The sequence below is a fragment of the Bartonella sp. CL70QHWL genome, assembly GCF_042194855.1.
GTDB lineage: Bacteria > Pseudomonadota > Alphaproteobacteria > Rhizobiales > Rhizobiaceae > Bartonella.
Genome location: NZ_JBHINJ010000022.1, coordinates 1 through 18,434 on the forward strand (window position 1 = coordinate 1; position 18,434 = coordinate 18,434).

At 36.1% G+C, this 18,434-nt stretch carries 10 protein-coding genes, 1 tRNA gene and 2 pseudogenes; 8 read left to right on the plus strand and 5 right to left on the minus strand.

The annotated features are described in order from the left end of the window. Positions 1-1,171 precede the first annotated feature (1,171 nt). Positions 1,172-1,369, minus strand: coding sequence for a phage tail assembly protein (locus ACFIJZ_RS08415; RefSeq protein ID WP_375631635.1), 198 nt, complete (start codon positions 1,367-1,369; stop codon positions 1,172-1,174). 862 nt (positions 1,370-2,231) lie between these two features. On the opposite strand from ACFIJZ_RS08415, the gene ACFIJZ_RS08420 reads away from it, so the two are divergent. From ACFIJZ_RS08420 to ACFIJZ_RS08435, 4 genes are all read left to right on the plus strand, one after another. Continuing rightward, the gene (locus tag ACFIJZ_RS08420; RefSeq protein ID WP_375623999.1) at positions 2,232-3,428 is read left to right on the plus strand and encodes a multidrug effflux MFS transporter; all 1,197 of its coding nucleotides are present in this window, start codon (positions 2,232-2,234) and stop codon (positions 3,426-3,428) included. Positions 3,429-3,690: 262 nt separating this feature from the next. Continuing rightward, complete coding sequence (locus tag ACFIJZ_RS08425; protein ID WP_375631637.1) at positions 3,691-4,422, plus strand: alpha/beta fold hydrolase; 732 nt, start codon at positions 3,691-3,693, stop codon at positions 4,420-4,422. Continuing rightward, a complete protein-coding gene (locus ACFIJZ_RS08430; RefSeq protein WP_375631639.1) occupies positions 4,419-6,593 on the plus strand; it encodes an isocitrate/isopropylmalate family dehydrogenase in 2,175 nt (724 codons plus the stop codon). Before ACFIJZ_RS08425 ends, ACFIJZ_RS08430 begins: the two co-directional genes overlap by 4 nt. An 867-nt stretch (positions 6,594-7,460) precedes the next feature. Continuing rightward, positions 7,461-8,267: an N-acetylmuramoyl-L-alanine amidase gene (locus ACFIJZ_RS08435; protein WP_273791536.1), complete on the plus strand. Its 807-nt coding sequence runs from the start codon at positions 7,461-7,463 to the stop codon at positions 8,265-8,267. 1,239 nt (positions 8,268-9,506) lie between these two features. Here ACFIJZ_RS08435 and ACFIJZ_RS08440 read toward each other — a convergent pair. Then, a complete protein-coding gene (locus ACFIJZ_RS08440) occupies positions 9,507-10,703 on the minus strand; it encodes a porin (RefSeq protein WP_375631641.1) in 1,197 nt (398 codons plus the stop codon). A 315-nt stretch (positions 10,704-11,018) separates the two neighbouring features. Between ACFIJZ_RS08440 and ACFIJZ_RS08445 the strand changes: the two genes are divergently transcribed. Beyond that, a tRNA-Ser gene (locus tag ACFIJZ_RS08445) sits at positions 11,019-11,109 on the plus strand. A gap of 84 nt (positions 11,110-11,193) precedes the next feature. On the opposite strand, the pseudogene ACFIJZ_RS08450 reads toward ACFIJZ_RS08445, so the two are convergent. The 3 genes and pseudogenes from ACFIJZ_RS08450 to ACFIJZ_RS08460 all read right to left on the minus strand — a co-directional run. Next, positions 11,194-11,333: pseudogene (locus ACFIJZ_RS08450) on the minus strand (integrase); the annotation flags it as partial. Positions 11,334-12,569: 1,236 nt separating this feature from the next. Further along, entirely contained in the window at positions 12,570-13,790 is a 1,221-nt protein-coding gene (locus tag ACFIJZ_RS08455; protein WP_375631643.1) for an MFS transporter, read from the minus strand. Continuing rightward, positions 13,787-14,260: a hypothetical protein gene (locus ACFIJZ_RS08460; protein ID WP_375631645.1), complete on the minus strand. Its 474-nt coding sequence runs from the start codon at positions 14,258-14,260 to the stop codon at positions 13,787-13,789. The genes ACFIJZ_RS08455 and ACFIJZ_RS08460 overlap by 4 nt, the downstream gene beginning before the upstream one ends. Before the next feature lie 1,222 nt (positions 14,261-15,482). Between ACFIJZ_RS08460 and ACFIJZ_RS08465 the strand changes: the two genes are divergently transcribed. From ACFIJZ_RS08465 to ACFIJZ_RS08475, 3 genes and pseudogenes are all read left to right on the plus strand, one after another. Next, the gene (locus ACFIJZ_RS08465) at positions 15,483-16,007 is read left to right on the plus strand and encodes a DUF5930 domain-containing protein (RefSeq protein WP_375631647.1); all 525 of its coding nucleotides are present in this window, start codon (positions 15,483-15,485) and stop codon (positions 16,005-16,007) included. A gap of 711 nt (positions 16,008-16,718) precedes the next feature. Next, positions 16,719-17,639, plus strand: a pseudogene (locus ACFIJZ_RS08470) (phage late control D family protein); the annotation flags it as partial. After that, the coding region (locus tag ACFIJZ_RS08475; RefSeq protein ID WP_375631649.1) for a DnaB-like helicase N-terminal domain-containing protein at positions 17,596-18,434 on the plus strand (839 nt) is incomplete at its 3' end. The pseudogene ACFIJZ_RS08470 and the gene ACFIJZ_RS08475, both read left to right, overlap by 44 nt.

Sequence of the window (18,434 nt, forward strand, 5' to 3'; positions counted from 1 at the left end):
GGAATGCGAGTTTCCATGTTTTATCTCCTTGAATATGCTGGAGATACAATGCCTTTTTGCAAATTATGTTCCAAAAGTGAATAGATATGCGCCAAAAAGGACAGAAAACATCGAAAACAAGACGGTGATCATTACTTAAAATTCTTCTTACATGACTCCAGTCTAGAACTGATAATACCAGTTTATCGAGAATTTTAGTTGATGGGGGGTAAACGGTCTATGGGGGTATGGCTCTCTTTTCCCGTTCTGTACTGCAATGTTTAAAAGATTGAATGTCGTTGTGAAGTTTAATCTTTCCCCCTTAGCTTAAAAGTAAGCTCTCTTAATGCTTTTCTTTCAAGTAATGTCCCAGATACTGCTTGAGGAAAACTTTGTAAACGCTTTTCCATCATTGATTATGTTTGAAGGTAAAAAGTAAAATTCTGGAGTCTTTATTTTATTATTCATTTTTTTGTAAAAACAGCGCGTCTTCTAAAATTTTAGTTTTTTATATTGTACTTATAATTAAAAGAATGCTTCAATTATTCAAAATAAATATCAAAAGTATTCAATTCAAAAAGCTATGAGAGATAAAAGAGAAGGAAGAAACATTAGTGTTCTAAGCTGTTTTTCCTTCTCTTATTGCTCTATATCAAAACAATGCTAGAAAAATTTTCTAAGTTCTTTGAGTAAAAACTCCCAAAACCAGAGAGGAAAGTTGAAAAGTTTTGAGACAATGTCCAAAAGTTTCGAGATTCTCTCCAAAGGTTGTTTTTTAGTTTCGCCCGCAGTTTTTTTATACGATGTAAGAGCACTTTGATTTGAGAGATAAATTTGGTTCGATGGACCATCTTGTACTAAGAAAGTGCCTTTTGTAAAGGTCATGCGTTCCACCTTTATGACGTAGGGATTATGAACTGTAATCGGTTCATAGGTGCTACAGGTTTTCACTTTTGCATTTGCAGTTGTTCATGTCTTCTGTTTCAAATGTATTTGTGTAAAGGTTACTTGTGCGTTTTTCGGGTTTACTGTCGATTAAAATACATTCATCCATTATGCTTTTTATGGGTGCATTTACTTTGTTTATAAAGTTTTTGAGATGTTTAGAAAATTGAGTTTCTAAGGATAGGATTTTTAGGGATGGGATTTTTATGATTGTATTCATTTTATCAAGTTTTTTTAATACTTTTTTTTAAATTAAAGGCCCGTCAATGTCTTTAATGTTTAAAAAATCACGAACACCAAGTTTACTGATGGCATTATAGGACCACCCTGAAAGACATGCGATCATTTCAATTGATTGCTCGTCACCTTCTTTGCTCTGTATTGCTTTTAAGTCTTTAAATTTCGGGCGGCGTAAGGTGATTTCTGTGTATGTCTTTCCTTCCACTTTAATAGGTACAAGTAATTGCTACATGGCTCGTTCTGTTATATTCATTACTAGCTTCTCCTTGCTTTCTAAATTAGATGCAGAATGATTTATCAAATTTTTATTATAGCATGTTTGTCAATAGCTTAGGCAATAAACTTTGTGCTGGCTATGTAGAATGAAATTCTAACAAAATGGACAAGATGAATTTAGATTTTAGAGCGAGATAGAAGCACAATTTGCTTTATGATATTAGTGGGCTATTAAGTTTATTTGCTCAATTATTTGTGTTGATAAAGACTTCTTCATGAGCCATTATTATATGCTGTATTGTTACAATAATATTTGCGTGGGGAGTTTTGAGGAAAGGGAGTTTGTGGCTTCTTTTTTCTTTGAGCGTTGTAAACCAATTCTGATAAAAGATGTTGTCGGGAAAGTGATGTTGTTATCATGGAGAGGGATAGAGTTTGGGAGCGTTTTTGTTGATGATATCAATGAAAAAAGCTGATGAAGATAGGGCAACATGAATACAACAAAATGCGCTATTTCGGATTGGGAAATATATCTCTGAAGGAGAGTTTTGATCTTTTAGCTTCTTTTGCGTATAGTTTTAAAATTGCGATTTGCTATGCTTTAAAATTAATTATAAAGTGAAGCACTAAGTGTTTATTTACGTGTTGAGTGTGTGCGTGCGGATCATACACTGGATTTATGTATCAACAAGCTGAATTATTCTCGAATAAAGTAAAAGAATAAAGAAAATTGATTATTTTATTCCCTGTGGATAAAGTTAAAATAGCTTTATATTTATAAATATAAATTATTATTTTTCTATAAACGTAAAATTTAAATATTTTTAAATTTAAGAAATGTGACTTTCCTGATGAAACATAAATATACATTACCATTCATTATACTTATCGTATGTTTATCAACAGGAGGTTTGATTTCTACCGATATTTTTTTACCAGCACTGGGCGATATGCGTCAATATTATCAAGTGACACAATCTCAAATTCAAAGTGCAGTGGCGGTTTTTTTGTTGGCATTGGCACTTGGACAGCTCATTTATGGGCCGCTGAGTGATAATTTTGGGCGTAAAAAAACACTTCTATTGGGCTTATTCTTGTGGTTATTTACGACACTTGGTGTGATTTATACGGTTCATATTCACGCTTTTCTTGTGTTACGTTTTTTGCAAGGTCTTGGTGCTTGTGCGGGACTTGTCTTAAGTCGTGCAATTATCAATGATTTGTTGGATAAAAAAGCGGCTGGAAAACTTTATTTGATTGTTTTCCCTTTTATTGGAATGTCACCAGCGCTTGCACCTTTCATTGGTGGACTTTTGATACAAGCTTTTCATTGGCAGGCAACTTTTATCTTTTTAAGCTTTTTTATATTTTTGACCATTTTGCTATGTTGTTTTGTGCTAAGCGAAACTCTACCCCCTCAAAAACGGCAGCATTTTTCTCCTATAGGATTGATGAAGGCATATTTAGGTGTTTTCAGAAATAAACAATTTATTTTTTATGCACTTATTCCGTGTTTTTCTTACGCTGCCTATTTTGCTTATATTGTGGAGTCGCCTTTTTTACTCACGACTTTGGGGTTATCGCCGATACACATTAGTTATAGCTATATTGGTGTTTCGTTTCCCTATATTTTGGGAAATCTTTTGGCGCGATGGTTTTTTGAACGCGAGTCTATGGAAAAAACTGTGGGCAGAGGGTACATTATTTTTGTGATAGGTGGTGTGCTGTTTGCTTTGCAAATGTATCTAAGCCCATGGCCCCTTGTGACAAGTTTTATGGCTATTGCTGTTCTTACTTTTGGAAATGGTTTTTTATTGCCGTTAGGAACAGCGTTGGCTATTTCATCGCATCCGAAAGCTGCGGGAGCGGCTTCTGGTGTTATGGGATCTTTGCAATTAGGAAGTGCGGCACTCAGTGCAGCGGTTATCGGAAAAATCTCTGGTCATAGCCCACGGGCTATGGCAACTTTGTTAGCTGTGTGTTGTATGATTGGTTTTATCATTTATATTCAAAAAGCGCGTCATTTTATGACTTCAGAAATAAGCTGAGTGAAATGATAAAAAGAAAGCATTATGCGGAAATGCTTTTGATGTTTTACACAAATGGGGCACCTGTACATTAGATGAATTTTTTTTATTAAGTTTCTGGATTGAGTGGGTTTAAAATTTGTTACAAGCTTAGTTTGAGTTTAACAAATCGATTATTATGAGGGGAGAATATGAGCATAGAATTTCAACATATTTTCATTATATTGGGTAGGAAAAGTTCTGGCTCTAATGCATGTTTAAAAATAAGGGGAGGAATTGATCAATGGGACTTCCTATTATTATTCTCTCTCCTGTAATGCCAATTTGGGATGGTGGTGTTTTTTGTTCTCCATTGACAAAGCTATGTTCAACAAAAGGATTCCCTGTCACTCTGCTGGATACGCTTTCTCTTTTTCCTAAGGGTTCTCATGTTCTCAATTATTCTGCTGTAGACATTTTATCTTTTATGGCAGAAAAACTTAAAAGCTATTTTAAAGAGCCCGCAGTGCTTGTGGGATTTTCTATGGCTGGAACATTGGTACAAATATTGGCAGCCCAGCTTCCCAATGTTCAAGCTGTGCTTGCTGTGAATGCACCTGGCTATCCAGATAAGGTTTTGCAACGGCGCCTTGGAGATATTTTTGCCTCCTTAGAAAATAATGATTTATCGGGGGCTTTGGAAATACTCAATGGTTTTATGCATCCTTCTGGCATTATGAAAAAAAGAGTTTTATTGGAGATTCCCGATAAACAAAAAAGCGTGGCAATTGAACGCATGACAAGAGGGTTTAAACTCTTATTAGAAATAGATGCTAGAGATGAAATAGTTAAGTATAAGGGGAAGTTTTTAGCTTTAGTGGGAGAAAAGTCGCAACTTGCAACGGTAGATAATCAGACAAAAAGTCATAATCTGAATCATGAATATAAGCTTATCTCTGGTGCTGGTACGCGTTTGTGGGAGGATAATCCTACTATGACGGATGCAGTCATTGATGAGTGGATGGAGGGACTATGAAAAAGAAAGTTCTTGTCTTACCTGGTGATGGGATAGGCCTAGAGGTTTGTGATGCTGCGTTGATGGTTTTAGAGCAATTTCAATTGCCGATTGAATTGACTTATGGTGATATTGGTTTTGAATGTTGGAAACAGGAAGGAAATTCTGTCCCTCAAGCGACTTGGCAAAAAATTACTCAGAGTGATGCTATTTTACTTGGTGCTGTGACCAATAAAGGAAAAGAAGCGGCTTTAAAAGAACTTGCTCCGCATTTAAAAGAGAAAAACCTTGCCTATGTTGCTCCCGCACTTCAACTTCGCCAAAAGTTAGGTTTGTTTGCAAATATACGTCCTGTAAGATACATCTTTGGTCCGAGAAAACCTTTTCATTTTTGTGTTATCAGAGAAAATAGTGAAGGCCTTTATGCTGGATTGGATTTTCGGGGTATTTCTCCTGAAAAAGCCGTTTGGCTAAAACATCCAAATTTGACAAAATATGGGCTTGAGGAAGCTGCGTGGACAGTCCGTTTGCAGACACGCTTTGGTTTAGAGCGGTTATTTGAATATGCTTTTTCTTATGCAAGGAAATATAGCTTTAGGCGCGTTACTTTTGCTGATAAGCCCAATGTTATGCGAGAAAGTGGACAATTTGCTCAGGAAATTTTTGAGAAAATTGCGCAAAACTATCCGGAAATTGAAGCAGATATTCATAATGTTGATGCGGTTGCTTTGTGGATTGCAACCAAGCCAGAGCGGTTTGGTGTGATTGTTGCTGAAAACATGTTTGGCAATATTCTCTCTGATCTTGGCTCTGGGATAATGGGGGGATTGGGGCTTGCATCTCATGCGAATGTGGGGAGCGAGATTGCTTGTTTTGAACCTGTTCATGGAAGCGCACCACGTATTGCTGGACAAAATAAAGCAAATCCTTCTGCGATGCTTTATACCACGGCTTTACTCTTAGAGCATTTAGGCTTTAAAGATGCAGCAAAACAATTATCTGAGAGTGTTGATCAGGTTATTCGTGCTGGAAAAACCGTTACCTATGATCTTGGAGGTGTCGCCTCTACCCGTCAAATGGCTGAAGCTGTTCGCAATTCTCTTGTGAAGCCTGTCTTTGTTTGTCGTGCGGCGATTATCACTGTTGGTGATGAACTCCTTTCAGGACAATATTTGAATACGAATTTACAAGATTTAAGCCAAAGCTTGAACAAGAGAAATATTCAAGTCACACGTCATTTTGTTTGTGCTGATCAATTACAGCAAATCAGTGAGACTGTTGTTGCTTGTCTTGGACAAGAAGATCTTATCATTATCAGTGGGGGATTGGGACCAACATCAGATGACATAACACGCGATGGAGTTGCTCAAGCTGTAAAGCAGCCTTTACTACATCATGAAGATGTTTGGCAAACAATAAAAGGTCAATTACAACGATTAGGGATTTTGGTGGATAAGAGTAATGCGCGTCAAGCATTGTTTCCTGAGACAGCAACCGTGCTTGATAATCCTACAGGCACAGCACCAGGCTTTTATCTCTCTTGCGATGGAAGTACGCTTGTTGTTTTGCCTGGTCCACCATCACAGGCTCTTGCGCTTTTAGAGAATTATTTAGAACACAATGAGAAGAAATATTCTTCTGTATCGCGTGCGGGGTATGCATGGACTTTGATTGGAATTGATGAAAGTACAATTGCGCAGTGGGTTGATGATCATCTTGAAAATGAGCCCTTTGAACGGCATTTTTTATGGAAAAGCCCCTATGTTCTTGTACAGCTTGTTGGTCAATCAGAAGCGCCCTTGGAACAACATTTCGTGGAAGAATTTGAAAGTCATTTTCATCCCTATTTGGTTGGTGCAGAAGTTACTACTGCTTGTAAACAATTAGCAATGCACGTTGAGGTTCATTGGTCTGCCAATGATCCGCGGCTTTTAGAATATTTTCAGCCCATAGAAAAAGGTAAACAAGATATTCCACTGCTTGAGGTTGAAGTGAGCCTAGAACCTTCTATCGAGACATTAGAAAATCAAGAAGAAAGCCTTGGACATGCTACCATGGCTATACGGATGAAAGGTTATGGTGAGGATCATATTACTTTTCCCTATACGCGACCACTTTTAGGTGTCGTCTTACAAGAATATGCAGCTTGGGCTGTCTTAAAAAGATATTTGAAAACGGAGAAGAAAAAATGAACCTCTATGGGGACGTAACAATATTTCTTAAATTATTAAACGTTCTATTATAAGAAGTATTTTTATTCTTTTCTTCAGTGGTTTTTATCTATAGGTTAAACTTTCTTTTGATGTGTCATTAAATGACTTTGATTGATTCAATATTAAGAAAAACTTTACGATATTAGGTTCGCTACATTCAATATTTATAATGATTAATTATGATTATAAATCAATATGTTATATTTCATAGAGCTGATGACAAGGAATCCAGAGACTTCATGTGCCTCAAGCGTTGTAGATAATTCAGATTCTTTGTAAATCAAAAAGCGATGGTGTGAAAAGACAAGAAATTGTGTCATTTACAGGAAAGCTTTGCAAATTTTATTGAACAATATGTCCGTGAAGAGTTTTATTGTGAACATGTGCCGTTCCGTGATCTGATAATAAATTGCTGTAAAGAGCTCATAAAATTTTTCCTTTAAGTTTTTGTGTGATTGCATGATCGTTGGGTGTTCGCTTCCGAGGGGCGATATTTTTCAATTTGATAACAGGAAGAATTATTTTTTCTGTAAGACGTGAAGATTTAATGAGTGATCATTTTACGCTTTTGTTTTCTTTTCGATTGGTAATTTGTAGGAATTTGTTTGGGGAAAAGATTTAATGCGGTGTATTTGTGAATGTGGTTAAAAACATTTTACGCGTGTGTGGGGGAGAAATAAAAATGTGTCTTAATTGTTGATAAGAGTGTCAATGTTTTTGATGAACAAATTTTAGGCGTAATTCTTAGTATCTAGATTAGGAAGTTCATTGCGAAATTTTTAACAGTTCGTGTCCTATCTGTTGTGGTGCGCAGTGGTCTTTTTAAGCAACAAAGAAAGGGCTTTTATGTATCAGATTGATTACAACAGTTATCGTTCTGTCAAGAGTTTTAATCGTCGCGTTCGTTTTCTCGTCATGCATTATACGGCTCTTGATTTTAAAGCCTCGATTATGGCGCTTACAGGAGAAAAGGTTAGTGCACACTATCTTGTTCCTGATCCTTCAGAGCAGACATATCGTGAGGCAGGCTTTAAGGACATGCGTATTTTTAATCTGGTCGATGAAAATGAGCGTGCATGGCATGCGGGTGTGAGTTCATGGGCTGGGCATAGTCATCTCAATGATGCGTCTATCGGGATTGAAATCGTTAATTTAGCGACGGGTCATTCTGAGTCTCCAGAAGAGACAGTTGGTTTTATGGCTTATCATGATGAGGGGGGGATATTTCCTCCTTATAATCCAATACAAATTGATGCCGTTAAGGAACTTGCCTTAAATATTCTTCAACGGTATCCCGATATTATGCCAACTGATGTGGTGGGACATAGTGATATTGCCATTGGAAGAAAAAGTGATCCAGGAGCAGCTTTTCCATGGAAAGAACTTTATAAGGCAGGTATAGGAGCATGGTATGATGATGAACTAAAAAGTCATTATCAAGAGCAATTCTCTAAGAATTTTCCACCCAAAGAAGATGTTTTGGCGAAGCTAAAATGTTATGGATATGACATTTCTGCTGCGTGTCCCCAAACAGGATACAAAGATTTGATCCGAGCATTTCAACTTCATTTTCGTCAAGAAAATTATGATGGGATTCTAGATGTTGAAACAGCAGCAATTCTTTATGCATTGGTTGATAAGTATTTTCCGTGAATTCAATGCGTTTTAATTGAAAATATGGCTTATGATTACGTGTAAGCCTTTTTGTTATCAAGAGAGGCTGCTTTTTGCCAATGGGCTTTATGTAAAAAAGGCATTAATCGTGTAAAAAATCCCCTGTACGGTATAAGGCGTTTTATGGAAACATAAAGCTATAGAATGCTTTATGATTTGCAGAGATTAAATTTACGGTTTCTTTTCTTCCTTTAAAAACGCGTAAAGTCAAGATGTTGCGTATATGATGGCATGCTCCTTACGCAGGATAAAACGCTTCAAATAAAATGGACTTGTGTTGTATATTTCCATGCTTGTTTTAAAGCAATGTCTTTTAATGCGTATTACAACACATATTTTACAGCGACGTTTATAGAGAATATAATCTAAAATCCTCTATGAAGTGTATCCTCATTTTTATGCTTAATAAAAGTGCCTAGCACTATCGTACATTTTGTCAGATCTCAATGTTACTATAGCCCTTGGAGTTTAAAACGATTCATAAAAGGGTTTTCTTTACTCGTTTTTATTCACACGGCTCTCTCCGCTTGTTGTACAAGTGAAAGGTTTTGGTTGATTGAAACATGAAAAATAATAAATTATGATTATAAATCAATGTGATGTAGGTTCAGGAAAAATAGGGGTATTTACAGATTGCTCCTGATAGGGGCTTTATTCTTTAGAAGGGGAAGAGGTCAATTCATTTTTTGAAGATATATCGCTTTTCTCTTTTATTGCTTTAGGGAATATTTGCATCGTTTTGACAGCATGTTTCTTGATGATTAAGTTTTTTAATGAAGCCGTGTTATAAAACATTGTGTTTTAGAGTGTTGATAGAAGACACATTCAGGCATATCAAAAACACAATGATGTCTTGTTTTTTTCAATATTTTATCTGTTCAGTACAGAATTGACCAGAGAAGTTCATGACCTAAATTAACAAAGGTTAGAAGTAAATTGCTAAGAAAGACCAATTTGGTCATAAAGCAAAAGGGTCTGCTCATGCTTTAAAGGGCAAGGAAGAGATTATGTTTGAAGTGATGTGTAAACGCCCGTGTAAAGTGCTCTTATCAAGCATATCAGGGTTAATCTTCTGAGAGTAGTTTTATGAAACTAAGTCGTTTTTTTCCGAGAGACAAGACAATACGTATCAGGAAAAGATATTCATGATATTTGATTCCAAAAATAAAAACTGGCAAACCATGTTGCCAGTTTTTAAAAGCTGTAGCTTAAATAGGATTAGAATGAACGCTGTAAACGGATCATACCTTGAAAAGCACTTTTCTTATTGAATAAATGTTTTTCATCATTATTTTTATCCGTCACAACGCGATCATCATTCCAAGAAACATAGGTTAATTCAGGTGTAATCACAAATCCTGGAACCAGCGTGTATGTAATATTTACAGAAGTTGCAAAGGTTTTTACAGCACTATAAGAAACTTGAGCATTCAAATTTGCTTTTGGAGTAAGCTTGTAAGTGGCACCCGCCCAAGCAGCCCATTTACCACCCCAGTTTGCATAAATCGTTGTGCTTTGTCGTGATAATTCATTTTTTGTATTTACTGTGTAGTAATCAAGGCCATTTTTATAGCCAGCCATTACCCATAGATTGAAACGATCGTTGACATTGAAATCTGCACGTACTTTTCCAGCCCACTTTTTGTAGTAAGCATCATATGCTGCAACTGCTGAAAAACCACCCCATTTTTGCATGAACTTTATACCCAAAATCACATTCGGGGTGTAATTTTTAATTGCTTTACTTGGAAGAGTACCCTCAGTGATAGAAACAAGCTTATCATCTTTATCAATGTAGTATCCTGTTATTCCTGGAAGAGAATCTGCATTATTGCCTAATTCAGCGCCGATAATAGCAGAAAAGCCGGAATCACCATTAAAGGTGTAGGAAATAAAATTGGTGCGTGTTGTGCCGGCAGGCGCTATGCTGTCATCATTGAGAACATCTCCATAATCACCAGTCCAGCTGTTGAAAATTGTGTCATCAAGACCTACGCGAAAACCACCCAGTTCAATGTAAGCCGCGGCAAGCTTTGCAGCAGCGTTGTCTCTACCATCACCCCAGTTTGAATAAATTCTTGCATATGAACGAAGTGTTCCCATTTCTGTTTCAGAAGCTGCTTGAAAAACAAGGGTGAGCCGTGATGCGGCGCCGTAGGTTTTTCTTTTGTCTCTTAGTTCAGTTTCGGTTGTTGCATCGATATTATTACCGCCTATAAAATCAGTACGAACATTTCCTGATAAACGCATGCAGGTTTCTGTTCCAGGGATATAGAAATATCCTTTTCCGTAGGCATCACAAACGCGAATATATTCTACAGGTTCGGGTTCGGCGATAACTGTTGAAGCAGCATGTGCTCCAGAAATTGCTAAAAAAGCTGCTGTAGAGCTTAAAAAGAGGGATTTAATATTCATATGGGATCTCCGCGGTCCGGTTAAATTTCTTCTAAAGAGTACCATTTGCCTAACGCATTAAGGACAAAGACATAAGTAAAATACGCAGCACTTGTTATCTTAGCTATAACTAATCTTTTTAGAGTTTCAAATATGAAATTACCTTTTTGTAATATATATATGTACTATTCGAGATGCTGTGGTAAAAAAGACACAATTCTTGTTTTATTAACTTTTGCTCCCTATGGGATCAATAGGAGAAAAATTTTCAGATATTTGGGAAAAAAATCGAAAATGTCTTGAACTTTCTGTTGATACCATTTATGCCTCTCTGTTGGAGAGGTGGCCGAGTGGTCGAAGGCGCTCCCCTGCTAAGGGAGTAGGGCTCAAAAGGCTCTCGAGAGTTCGAATCTCTTCCTCTCCGCCATCTATTGTTATAAAAGCAGTTGATTGTGTATAGGAATTTTGTTTTCAGTGATTTGTGCTCATTTGCTTTTCTACCAATCTCAATTTTGTGAAGTTTTTTGATTGCTTTTCTTGCTAGGCGTTTTCTATCAGCTACTCTGCTATAGAGTGGTGCTATTTTATCTTCCTTCCATCTAAATTTATGTGCGAAATTGTAATACCTGTATTAGCAGCGCGTGTGGTTGCTCATTTTCTTAATTCCTGTGTTGATTTTTAATTTTATGTTTCATGAAACAAGTTACAAAAATTTCTTTTCTAATGGTGTAAACTAAAGCAAAACCAATGGGGGATATTTTAAGCGCAAGATGTTTCATGTAAATTGCTATTGTTGATAAAGGAGAAAGCGAAGCTCTGTTATAGCAATCACATTGACGTTGCATATTTTTTAGCTAAGGATTGCTTATTTATTTTATGGATATAGGGAGCAGCATGAACGTTTGTAAGAATAAGCGGCCGTAAAGCTAGATATGTTACGGATTTGGTTCTACAAAGTGTTTTTGATCTCCCTATGTCGTTTCAATCGTTTGGTGGCATATTTATTATTTTATGACGTTGTTTTACTAAGCTTTTGCTTTTGCGTGTCAATCAACACCTATTCCTTATACAACGGCATATTTGAGATCAATATTTAAGATGGTTTACTGCTTTATCGGTTATGTCAGCTTTTATATATCAAATAGGGGAGAAAATATTGTATATATCTGTTAGCGAGTTATTTCTAAAAACGGAAGGATCTTTTAATTTTGAAAAAAATATGAAAACGGAAAAGATGGAAATGAGCTCCCATTTTTATCATCATCTTATTAATTCAGTTTTACAAATTTCATGAATCTCTATGGTCGTGTCCTTTAAATAATGAAGATTGCGTATCTCACGCTTTTGTTTATTCCGTTGGGATTATGCCTCTCATATAAAAAGCATGTTCTAAACACAAATATACTTGTGTTGCCAATTTATGCACTTGTTTTAAAGAGATATCTTTCAATGTATATAAGCTTGTTTTGCGACGCCACCTCGTAAATGGTATAAAACACAAAAGTTTTTGTGAGACACATAAAGCCTTATAAAGCCACACCATTTGTATACTTATGAAAATGCAAAGAGGCATATTATATATCTGCCTTCCTGTTGTTATAGATTTTGACTATGAGAGTTCATAAAAGGCATTTTTTCTTTTCTAAATCGTTTTTATCTATACGGCTTTCTCCACTTATGGATATGCAAGCAAATGATTTTGATTGTTCCAACCATAAAAACAGATTTTAAAAGAAAGAATCTTACGATATTCGAGTATCATTATAAATCAACATATTGCTTTATATTTGCATTGTATATTGAAAGTTGGATGTGGCAATGCTCTCAAAAAAGTATCGATCTCTTTTAGAAGAAAATATTGTAGGTGATAATTTTAAAATTTTCCTTTCATAGAGACTTGTGAGAGTGTTTCATCCATTTCATGACAACCAAACCACACATGAAAAAAGTAATGGTCGGTAATATTAGGTAGTAAGATGGAGAAACTTTTGCAGGAAGAAAAGAAATAATACTTAATACTGTAATTGAAAATATTCTTCCGCTAAAAGAGACAGCACCAACAATACCAGAAATATGTTGCGTTTGTTTTTGGTTCAGTTCTGAGAAAAATAAGCTTTTTGCTCCGATCGGTACAGTGCAAATAAATCCATGGATTAAAGAGAAGGCGATGACTGATGCAGCAGTTTGATGGCTATGAACTAAAAAATAGAGCGCTATGCACATCAGAGCAGAAAAGAAGGAAAAATATTTTATAGAATTCTTATATTTTTTATCAAGAACATGATACTTAGACATCAGTAAATTTGAAAAATATTGTGCTGAAAAGGCTCCAATATGGCAGCACATCAAGACGAGCATTTGCGAACCGTTGAGGTGATGAATTTTTCCCCCTGAAAGTATTATCGGTTGCCAGAAATGATAAATAATCTGAATACCAGCGCTAAAAAGGCACATGAGGAAAATAAACCATGCTCCTCCTACTGTATTTTGAAATATCCAGAGCGTTTCCTTGGCATTGTGCAAGATTGTTTTTGTTTTGGACGTTTCAATTGTCGTTTTCTTTTCTTCAGGAACAATAAGGAATATCAAAAAAATAAATCCCATCATGAGGCATGAGATGATATATCCCATAAAATATTGTCCAGAGTAATAGATCGTTCCAATTCCTACAATCCCACTGAGAATACTTCCGAAAGAGTTAACCTGGTGGTAGAGATGAGCATAATGCGAAAAGTGATCCTGTTTATCGCCTAGAGAATGGTAAATCCATCCGTCAATGGCGCTGACAATGATGCAAATGCCCGCTGCATAGAGAATTTGCGCAATAATAAGTGCTGTCATATTGGGAGCTTGAAGGCATAAAATATAAAATACTCCTGTCATAAAGACCCCAGCCATAACGGAATATTTACGTCGATATCTGTCAGATAAAACAGCGCAGGGAAAATCAAGCAGCAGAATAGTGGTGGAAAAGACAACCTGAAGCAGAGCTAATTGCGCCAGACTAACTCCCATGGACATTAAAAAAATAGCATGGTAAACGCCGATCAGCATGCGGACAGCATTATAGGAGCCATAGTTGAGAGCAAGGGCGCGTGGTCTGTTCATTGTGTTGTTCCATAGATTGTACAATAAGAATTTCCACTGAAAAGAATATTTTTCTGTGAAAAGGTAGCGGTTTCATATCCCCATTCAGGGATCAGTGGAAAGAAGGCTTCCATAACCACCCCAAAATTAAAAAGGTCCCTTAGTCTATATGAGACTTCAAAGCGTATTAATGAGAGCAAATGATGCAATTTTAAAGTGATTATGAGGAGCAACATAAGCCTCATAAATGAGATTGTCATCTTTTGAGGGGGGGTGCTTGTGGGGCTGTTGCTTTCATAGCAATCATTTTGTCTAGATCTGTAAAATGATCCTAGGACGGCAAGATCATTGACATAATTAGAACTTATAGAGGCTTGTTTATTTTTTATATACCATTTACGGATCCATTCTCTTTGCTGATCAGGTGAAATAGCACAAATGATCCATAAATCGGTTTTTGGTAATTTTTTGATATCTTTTTTTATAGTCATCAACATTTGTAATCCCCCCCCCCTTTCTTTCTGACTGTTTCTCCGTATCACTTTACGTCTAAAAAAGTTTTTTTCAGAATTCATCTTTACTTTATTTATTAAAAATTTATTAAAAAGATTGTCTCGCAAGGTGCTTTTTAATCCCGTCATTACGATTAAGAATTAAATTCCTGATATAAGAGGAAGAGTGCATGATATATTGTGACTAAATACATAAATCCCTCTGTATCCTGAAATGACAATTTCCTTTTGCAAAACAGTATCTTTAATGGAAGCTCGATAACCGTTACGTTGATTATGGAAATGATAACCTAAAAGAGTGCTTATGAGTGCTTGAAGATATTCTTTAGATATTACAGACAGGACAAGAAAATAGTTTAAAAAAATCAAACGTGGGATGAAAGCTTTCATCTTATGATGGGTAATGGTGAATTTTAAACTTCATCTACTGTTTTTTTGAGCTACTGTGCTGTAAGAAAGATCAAACTCCCCCAATTCATGTCTCTAATTTAGATCATTGATCATAAACATTATATACTGTCTTTTCAAATTATAACTTTGCTCATTGTTTGTCTTCACTGATTAAATCAACATTTCTCTAAAAATGCCGCTTGAGAAAAATGCATTCTATCAGTTTAATACTCTATGATCTTTTAATTAATTTAAGGAAGATAGCATAAAATATACGATAAAAAATGAATAAATTTCAATCTTTGTAAAAAAACACAAACTTTTTACTGCTGCTGATAAAAAGCAAAGCTATATTAAAAGTAGCCTTTATACCCTTCAATATCATTGGTTGTGTTTATCTGTTTTGTCTACTCATTATTTCACCATTGTTAATATGATTATTAATCAAAATGTCATTTTTGAATTATTTATAGCATCGTATTAAACTCTTTTAAAGTCATGGATAAAAGATTAAATTACTCCTCTAGAGATATAAAACTAGATAGAAAATTCCATGGCTACTCTGTTGAATAAATTAGTTTTTATAGATTTACTCTATGTGTAGCGTATTTAATTGTTGTACAACTTATCATTTTTTATTTTTATTGTAGATTATTTAAAATAGATTTAATAAATTTCATTATGAATATTTTGATATTAATTTATATGTCTATTTAAATTGTTGTGTTCAGAGAAAAATAAAAAAATGTTTACAAAAAAAGTTCTGTTTAGAGAAGGCTTATTGCTTATCATATTTTTGCTACCATATTTTTTGTCTACCTCGTATGGCTATACGGGTATAGATAAATTATTTTGTTCCAAAGTGGTTAGGGAGCGCGATGATGCTGTTCAAAAGTTGGATTCAGTCGAGTTTGAAAAAGAAAATGCTGAACGGGGATGGAACGATACCATGAAAATATTGAATATGATGATAGACGACTTGAAGAGAATAGCTCTTGAACAGCAGGAACTCTATTTGGCATTGCTGAAAAATATGCCAAACAACAAACAACTTTCTTATAAATATCAAACAACTCTAAAACGCAATGATGCGGTTTTTGAGCGGCTCGAGAAGGCTTTTACTTTATTTGAGCATGTTGAGAAAAGGACAGAAGCCTTTCGAGGGCTAGGTGAAGCAAATAAGCATAAAAATCAGTCTCAAATGTTACATTACTTAGAAGTGATTTCTGAACATCATGGACATGTTGATGGACTCAATAAAGAACTTGAAAGGCTCAATCACGAAGTTGATAGTTTAAACAATAGGCTTCAAAATTTGAAGAAAATATCTCGATAAGAAAACAGCAAAGTTGTTCATTAATGCAAATGAGGAAAAATGCATGAGATGATGAACAACGATTTCATTGAAAAAGGAATGAACGGTGGGATTTGCAATAGTACTCATCATATCCGTTATGGTTATTATAGGGACTCTTTGTTTTTTGTGTAACAGAAACTGTCAAAGAGCGGAAAGAGATAGATGGAAAAGATATGGAGAATCACCAGAAACACGCTCCGAAAATGAAAGAAAAAAATGAGACCAGTATGACAATACAAGAAACATAACCATTTCATGAGACGCTTTAAAATCCAGATAATAAGGTTTTGGGAGTCTCTTCAGCATTTGATAAAGAATCTGAAGTTTTAGCGTTTAAAGAAGTTATGGTCCTTTCATCGAAGGACTATAAAATAATCATCTGCATATTTGTTATCATTTTGGCAGTAGACTTTGTTATCCAGATGTTGGATAAGGTCATTATCCAAGTATTGGATGGGGGCAGAGAGTTTGATATCTTTACTTTTATATGTATTTTTAGCTTATTTATTTTGATCTGTTGTTTTATGGCTATCCCGATTATTTTAATTTTACACAATACGATTGAGGAAAAAATTGAAAAAAATACTTCAGCAATATAAACAGATTTGAAATGAGAGAATCTTACAATATTCGGGTCTCTCATTCAATATACAAAACAGTAAATTATCATTATAAATCAATGTGTTGTGTAATAAAGCCGATACATTTGAAGCAGAGTTTGATGATAGTGGCAATGATTTAGAGGTTTCCTCAAGCAACAGCACTCTGCAAGTGATTTTTGGCTATGAGAACAGCATCAGTGCCTTTATGGGGCGTTTTGTTGTCGAGTCGGTTGTAAGTTGTGGTGGCAGTGATGGAGAGATTTTGCGCCTTTGTGGCAAAAGCGCCTCGATGCGTAAAGAGCTCAAAGAACAGGTGAGTGAGCATTTTGATCACAAAACTGTTGGTGAGATTGTTGAGACACTTGCCAAACGCCATGGCTATCAAGCAAAGGTCAGTCCTCAGTTCACTCAACAAACTTTGCCTTATGTGATTCGTACAGATCAATCGGCGGTTGATTTTTTAACCCGCCTTGCCGATCGCATGCGGGCACGTTTTTTGATCAAGGACAATAAGTTTTTATTTTTAAGCGGAGATAATTTACCAGCACTCGACATCCATAAGCACGACTGTTCCAACTGGGAATTTACCCTAGAGCCACGTACGCAATATGGCACCATTGAAGCTTCTTATTTTGATCGCTCAAAAGGGCAGAAATGCCAAGTCAAACATCAGACAGGGTTTAGCGGTCCCGTGCGGCGTTTACGGACTTGTTACACTTGTGAGGAGGAAGCACGAGCTGCTGCTGCTTCCGAGTCGGACAGGTTGTGTCGTGCTGTAGGCAGTGGTTCTTTGACCCTTGAGGGACGCCCTGAAATCATGGCGGATCAACCTCTTTTATTGCAAGGGTTTCGTGGGCAAATCAATGGACTATGGAAAGCCGCGACCGTCACCCACTGCTATGAGAAGCAAAGCGGATACACCACAGAAATCACCTTTGAGGCACCAGACAAGGGAAAAGAAAGTAATGAGAACACTGAACATGCTAAAAACAGAAAATCCAAGAGATAATTTTGCTTCTTCTTTTCGTCAACTTCCCCATAATATTGAAGCGGAGCAGGCATTACTTGGAGCAATCCTGATTAATAATAATGCACTCGATCGCGTTTCAGACTTTCTCAAAGCAGAACATTTTTTTGAAACGCTACACCAAAAGATCTTTGAGATTGTCTTACAAATTATTCAAAAGGGTCATCTTGCAAACCCCATTACAATCAAGCCCTATATCCAAATGGAAGAAAAAATTGGAGATATTACTGTATACCAGTATGTTGTTCGCTTAGCCACAGAGGCAGTCACTATTATTAACACTGAAGATTATGGACGCGTTATTTACGATCTTTTTATCCGCCGGTCTTTGATTAATCTTGGCAATGAAGTTGCCAATACAGCTTTTGATGCTCCTGTAGAGCTCACGCCTACCCAACAAATTGAAACGATTGAAAATCAGTTATTTGAGCTCGCCGAAAAAGGGAAATATGGGGGTGGGTTTGAAAACTTTGATACAGCCATTGCAAAAGCACTTAACATGGCAAGCGCTGCAAAAAAGCGTTCCTCACAGCTTTCTGGGATAGCTACCCATATCAAAACCCTTGATGAGAAAATGGGAGGGCTACAGCCATCCGATTTGATTATCATAGCTGGACGCCCTGGAATGGGGAAAACCTCTCTGGCGACCAATATTGCTTTTAATATTGCCAATGCTTGTAAGCGTCATGATAACAGCCAAGAAAATGAAGGGGGCATTGTAGGTTTCTTCTCACTTGAGATGTCAACAGAACAGCTTGCAACTCGTATTATCTCAGA